The sequence below is a fragment of the Nocardioides sp. genome (assembly GCF_031422975.1).
Lineage (GTDB): Bacteria > Actinomycetota > Actinomycetes > Propionibacteriales > Nocardioidaceae > Nocardioides.
In genome coordinates this window covers 1-5,421 of sequence record NZ_JANPEO010000055.1, presented here as the reverse complement: position 1 = coordinate 5,421, position 5,421 = coordinate 1, and the positions used below count along the sequence as shown (strand labels likewise).

The following is a 5,421-nucleotide window of genomic DNA, read 5'->3' as shown; positions in this document are numbered from 1 at the left end:
CGGTGGTGGAGCTGGCGGGCACGGTGCGCGGGCTGGACGCCGACGGGATCGTCTTTCGTGACTACACGTCCGTGCCGAAGGGACTGCCCCGGGTCCGTCCCACCACCTCGACCGGCACCGACGCCCTCAAGGAGGCGGCGGCGGTCGTCTCCGCGCTGCCCGACGACCTGGCTGCCCGCGTGGACCACGTCGAGGTGCAGACCATCGACCAGATCAGCCTGGTGCTGCGCGACGGTCGCGAGGTGCAGTGGGGGAGTGCGGACGAGAGCGACCTGAAGGCGAGGGTGCTGACGGAGCTCCTCGACGTGCAGGACGCGACCGTGTACGACGTCAGCGTGCCCGGCAACCCGACGACCCGCTGAGAAATCTCCGCCACATCGACAGGTGGCGGCGTGTCGGCCCGGGTCGCCGCGTCGGCGTGCTTACAGTCATCTCCAACGCGAGGTTGACATAACTATAACCCTCAGGTTGACCGTTAGAGTTCCGCGGCCGCCGAGGGCCAGTCAGGTCGGCCGGACGACTTCCCCGAACCCAGTAACGACCCCCATTTCACGAGAGGCCTGCAGCCATGGCAGCAGCACAGAACTACCTGGCGATCATCAAGGTCGTGGGTATCGGTGGAGGCGGCGTCAATGCCGTCAACCGGATGATCGACGTCGGCCTCAAGGGTGTCGAGTTCATCGCGATCAACACCGACGCCCAGGCCCTCCTCATGAGCGACGCCGACGTCAAGCTCGACATCGGCCGCGAGCTCACCCGTGGTCTCGGCGCCGGCGCCAACCCCGACGTGGGCGCCAAGGCCGCCGAGGACCACGCCGACGAGATCGAAGAGGTCATCAAGGGCGCCGACATGGTGTTCGTGACCGCGGGCGAGGGTGGTGGCACCGGCACCGGTGGCGCCCCGGTGGTCGCCCGCATCGCCCGCTCGCTGGGTGCGCTGACGATCGGTGTCGTGACCCGCCCGTTCGCGTTCGAGGGCAGGCGTCGTGCCAACGCCGCGGAGGAGGGCATCAGCCAGCTCCGCGAAGAGGTCGACACCCTCATCGTCATCCCCAATGACCGACTGCTGTCGATCAGCGACCGCAACGTCTCCGTGCTCGATGCGTTCAAGCAGGCCGACCAGGTGCTGCTGCAGGGGGTCTCGGGCATCACCGACCTGATCACGACCCCGGGCCTGATCAACCTCGACTTCGCCGACGTGAAGTCCGTGATGGCCAACGCCGGGTCCGCCCTGATGGGCATCGGCTCGGCCCGTGGCGAGGACCGCGCTGTGCAGGCGGCCGAACAGGCTGTCTCCTCCCCACTGCTCGAGGCGTCCATCGAGGGCGCGCACGGCGTGCTGCTCTCGATCGCCGGCGGCTCCGACCTGGGGCTCTTCGAGATCAATGAGGCGGCCGCTCTGGTGTCGCAGTCTGCGCACGCCGAGGCCAACATCATCTTCGGTGCGACCATCGACGATGCACTCGGCGACGAGGTGCGGGTGACCGTCATCGCGGCCGGGTTCGACGGTGGCATGCCCAAGCGACGCACCGAGGGCAACGTCCTGCGGCCGAGCGTGCCGGTGCAGACGCAGGCCGAGACGCGCGCTGCCGCCCAGGAGGTGGCGGCGAGCAGGTCCACCACGCCCGACTCGGTGGTCGGTCGCACGTCGTCGAGCCCGGCGCCCGGCCAGTCCTCGTCGCAGCCCCTGCCGCCGGTTGCTGCGCCCAGGCCGAGCCGGCCGGTGCAGTTCGACGACGACGACCTCGACGTGCCGGACTTCTTGAAGTAAGTGTTCGTCTTCCGAGACTCGCTGAGGGCCACGTCGACCACGTCCCGGGTCGACGTGGCCTTCACCGATTCCACCCTCGACCTGCAGGGCGAGAAGCCCGGCTTCGACGTCGCCCTGGCAGCACTCCAGGACGCGATCGGTGTCCCCGTCGCCCGGCTCTCGCAGTTCCACGGCAACGACGTCGCCACGATCACGACCGTGCCGGTCGCCGGACCGGTCGACGCCGTACCCCACGCGGACGCCCAGGTGACCAGCCTGCACGGCGTCGGCCTGATGGTGCGCGTGGCCGACTGCGTTCCGGTGGTGCTCGCCGATTCCACGGCTGGCGTGATCGGCGTCGCCCACGCCGGACGGTTGGGCACGGTGCTGGACATCGCCACGGCCACCGTCGAGGCCATGCGTGAGATCGGCGCCTCCCGGATCACGGCTTGGATCGGGCCCTACATCTGCGGTCGTTGCTATGAGGTGCCCGCCGTGATGCGCGACGAGGTCGTCGCCGCGGTGCCCGAGTCGAGCGCCGTGACCTCGTGGGGGACGCCGGCTCTCGACCTCGGCGCGGGCGTGCGTGCCCAGCTCGAGCGCGCCGGAGCCACCGTCATCGAGATCGGCCGCTGCACCCGCGAGGATCCCGAGCTCCACTCCCACCGGCGCGACGGGGCGGGCGCCGGTCGCTTCGCTGGCCTCGTGTGGCTCCCATGACGCGCGCCGACGAGCTCGCCAAGAGCCTGGACGTGCTGCGCCGCCGCATCGAAGCCGCCTGCCTTGCGGCCGGCCGCGGCGCGGACGACGTCGCCCTCACTGTGGTCACCAAGTTCTTCGCGGCGAGCGACGTGCGCATCCTCGCCGACCTCGGCGTGACGGACGTGGGGGAGAACCGGCACCAGGAGGCCGCTGCGAAGGCGGCCGAGTGTGCTGACCTGTCCCTGCGTTGGCACTTCATCGGCGGCCTGCAGAGCAACAAGGCCGCCGCGGTCGCCTCCTACGCCGACGTCGTCGAGTCCGTCGACCGGGTCAAGCTGGTGGCGGGATTGCAGCGCGGCGCGCACGAGCGCGGCCATGGTGTCGACGTTCTCCTGCAAGTCAGTCTCGATCCGCCCGGGGCCGAGCATCGCGCAGGAGCGGATCCCGCGCAGCTTGCGGCGCTGGCCTCAGCAGTGGAGTCGTCCGGGTCGCTGCGGCTGCGCGGACTGATGGCCGTGGCGCCGCTCGGGGAGGACCCCGACGTCGCCTTTGGCCGGCTCGCCGCGATCCGCACGGACTTCCTGCGAACCCACCCGAGGGCCACCGAGCTCTCCGCTGGCATGAGCAACGATCTCGAGGCCGCCATCCGACACGGCGCGACACGCGTGCGTGTCGGCTCCGCGGTCCTCGGTCCGAGGGTGCTGGTCCAGTAATGTGCCGAACAGACGTACACAACTCGCGAGCGCGCACGCGCGCCGCGGCAACCGGAGGACCACTGTCATGAGCGGCGCAATGCGCAAGATCGGCGAGTACCTCGGCCTGCTCGAGGACTCCGGTCAGTACGACGAGTTCGACGGCGACTACGAGACCAGCCAGCACGACGCGGTGGATGAGCGCCCCGTGCCGGCTTCTCGCGACCGTCGCCCGACCCCTGTGTCCGACCTCTCCGAGCGCCGGCGCCCGGCCTCGGTCACCCCTGGAGTGGTTGCCGAGTTGAGCCGCATCACCACCCTGCACCCTCGCAACTACAACGAGGCACGCCTCGTCGGCGAGAACTACCGCGACGGCACGCCCGTCATCATGAACCTGTCCGAGATGGACGACAACGACGCCAAGCGTCTTGTCGACTTCGCGGCCGGCCTGATTTTTGCCACCCGTGGCAGCATCGAGCGCGTGACCAACAAGGTCTTCCTGCTCTCCCCGCCCAACGTCTCGGTGTCCACCGAGGACAAGGAGCGGATCGCGGAGAACGGTTTCTTCAACCAGAGCTGAGTGCACGTGTCGTTCATCGTCGGCGAGATCCTCTACGTCGCGGTCTGGATCTTCATTGCGTTCCTGTGGGTCCGTTTCATCGTGGACTGGGTGCAGGTCTTCGCCAGGAGCTGGTCGCCGCGCGGTGTTCTCCTGGTGATCCTCGAAAGCGTCTACTCGGTCACAGACCCGCCGGTCAAGGCGCTGCGCCGCGTGATCCCGCCGCTGCGGATCGGCAACTTCGCCCTCGATCTCAGCTTCCTGATCGTGATGGTTGCGGCCTACCTGCTCCTGCGATTGATTGCCATGACGCTGTTGTGAGGAAGTTGACCAGAACCACCAGTCACAAGGGTCACTGACACTGGACCCGCTACGGGGTCTAGTGTGTGTGGTTGCACAGGCAATACGTGCACAGTGTTTTCGATCTATTAATCAGTTCGCCGACGTGAAAGTTTGGGTGAGGTCATGCCGCTGACGCCTGAGGACGTGAGCAACAAGCGCTTTACTCCTGTCCGCCTCCGCGAGGGCTATGACATGGGAGAGGTCGACCAGTTCCTCGACGAGGTGGAATCGGAGCTCGCCAGGCTGACCAAGGAGAACGAGGACCTGCGGTCCAAGCTCTCTGCTGCCCAGTCGGGCGCTTCGACGACTCCGGCTCCGGCACCGGTCCCGGTCGCCGCCCCCGAGCCGGTGAAGGAGGAGAAGCCGGCTCCGGCTCCCGTCCCCACCCCGGCCCCGTTGGCTGCTGCTCCGGTCGCTGGCGTCGAGACGATCCGGGTGGAGACGGTTCCGCAGGCGTCCAACGCTGCGGCTCGTCTGCTCGAGCTGGCCACGCGCAACGCGGACGAGCTTGTCGAAGAAGCCAAGAACGAGGCCGACAAGATCGTGGGTGCAGCCCGCACCAAGGCCGAGCGCCTCGAGTCCGAGTCCAAGACCAAGTCTGACCGCCTCGAGGCCGACGCTCGCCAGCGTTCGCAGATGCTCGACTCGGAGACCGCCGAGCGTCGTCAGCAGATGTTCGGTGAGCTGGAGAAGGAGCGCGACAAGCTCAACTCCGAGGTGGAGACGTTGCGTTCGTTCGAGCGTGAATATCGCTCGCGTCTCAAGACCTACTTCAGCCAGCAGTTGGAGTCGCTGCAGGGCAACTCATCGGTGGCGGAGATCCCCACCGGCGATGCTCCTGCGCCGAAGCGTCTGCGCTCGATCCTGGGTGAAGAAGAGGGCTGAGCAGCCCCCTGCTCGCCACCTGTCACACGCACGTCGACAACGGCCGGTCCCGATCTGGGGCCGGCCGTTCTCGCGCGCTTGGGCGAGCCGTTTGGAGCAGCGCTCCGCCAACGACTACCCTCCTGCCACGTATGTGGCTCGGACCACACGACTGATGGCCAACCAGGAGGCCCCTTCCATGGCACGCAGCACTCGCAAGTCCCTCGCCGGCACCGCTGCGGCAGCGGCCAAGAAGGTGATCGGTCGACGTGGCGCGACCACGACGACAGCGGCCGCCGCGGCTCCCAGGTCGGCTGCCCCTGTGAAGAAGGCCGCACCGTCGGCGAAGAAGGCGGCACCGGCGAAGAAGGCGGCACCGGCGAAGAAGGCGGCACCGGCCAAGAAGGCGGCACCGGCCAAGAAGGCGGCACCGGCGAAGAAGGCGGCACCGGCGAAGAAGGCGGCACCGGCGGCGAAGACGGCGCCGCCGGCGAAGAAGGCTCCGCCGACCA

8 protein-coding genes are annotated in these 5,421 nt (G+C 68.4%); 7 read left to right on the top strand and 1 reads right to left on the bottom strand.

The features are described 5' to 3' along the window. From RMO85_RS01885 to RMO85_RS01855, 7 genes are all read left to right on the top strand, one after another. The coding region (locus tag RMO85_RS01885; protein WP_310526124.1) for a cell division protein FtsQ/DivIB at window positions 1-362 on the top strand (362 nt) is incomplete at its 5' end. Between the two features lie 206 nt (window positions 363-568). Beyond that, on the top strand, window positions 569-1,771 hold the full coding sequence (ftsZ, locus tag RMO85_RS01880) for a cell division protein FtsZ (protein ID WP_310526122.1): 1,203 nt from the start codon (window positions 569-571) through the stop codon (window positions 1,769-1,771). Then, the gene (locus tag RMO85_RS01875) at window positions 1,772-2,470 is read left to right on the top strand and encodes a polyphenol oxidase family protein (protein WP_310526121.1); all 699 of its coding nucleotides are present in this window, start codon (window positions 1,772-1,774) and stop codon (window positions 2,468-2,470) included. Then, the gene (locus RMO85_RS01870; RefSeq protein WP_310526119.1) at window positions 2,467-3,165 is read left to right on the top strand and encodes a YggS family pyridoxal phosphate-dependent enzyme; all 699 of its coding nucleotides are present in this window, start codon (window positions 2,467-2,469) and stop codon (window positions 3,163-3,165) included. The genes RMO85_RS01875 and RMO85_RS01870 overlap by 4 nt, the downstream gene beginning before the upstream one ends. Window positions 3,166-3,232: 67 nt before the next feature. Next, entirely contained in the window at window positions 3,233-3,724 is a 492-nt protein-coding gene (locus RMO85_RS01865) for a cell division protein SepF (RefSeq protein ID WP_310526117.1), read from the top strand. 6 nt (window positions 3,725-3,730) lie between these two features. Further along, a complete protein-coding gene (locus RMO85_RS01860; RefSeq protein WP_310526115.1) occupies window positions 3,731-4,024 on the top strand; it encodes a YggT family protein in 294 nt (97 codons plus the stop codon). Between the two features lie 144 nt (window positions 4,025-4,168). Further along, a complete protein-coding gene (locus RMO85_RS01855) occupies window positions 4,169-4,930 on the top strand; it encodes a DivIVA domain-containing protein (RefSeq protein WP_310526113.1) in 762 nt (253 codons plus the stop codon). 114 nt (window positions 4,931-5,044) lie between these two features. Here the strand turns inward: RMO85_RS01855 and RMO85_RS01850 are convergent. Continuing rightward, window positions 5,045-5,421, bottom strand: a 377-nt coding sequence (locus RMO85_RS01850; protein ID WP_310526111.1) for a hypothetical protein, incomplete at its 5' end; no start/stop codon positions are given.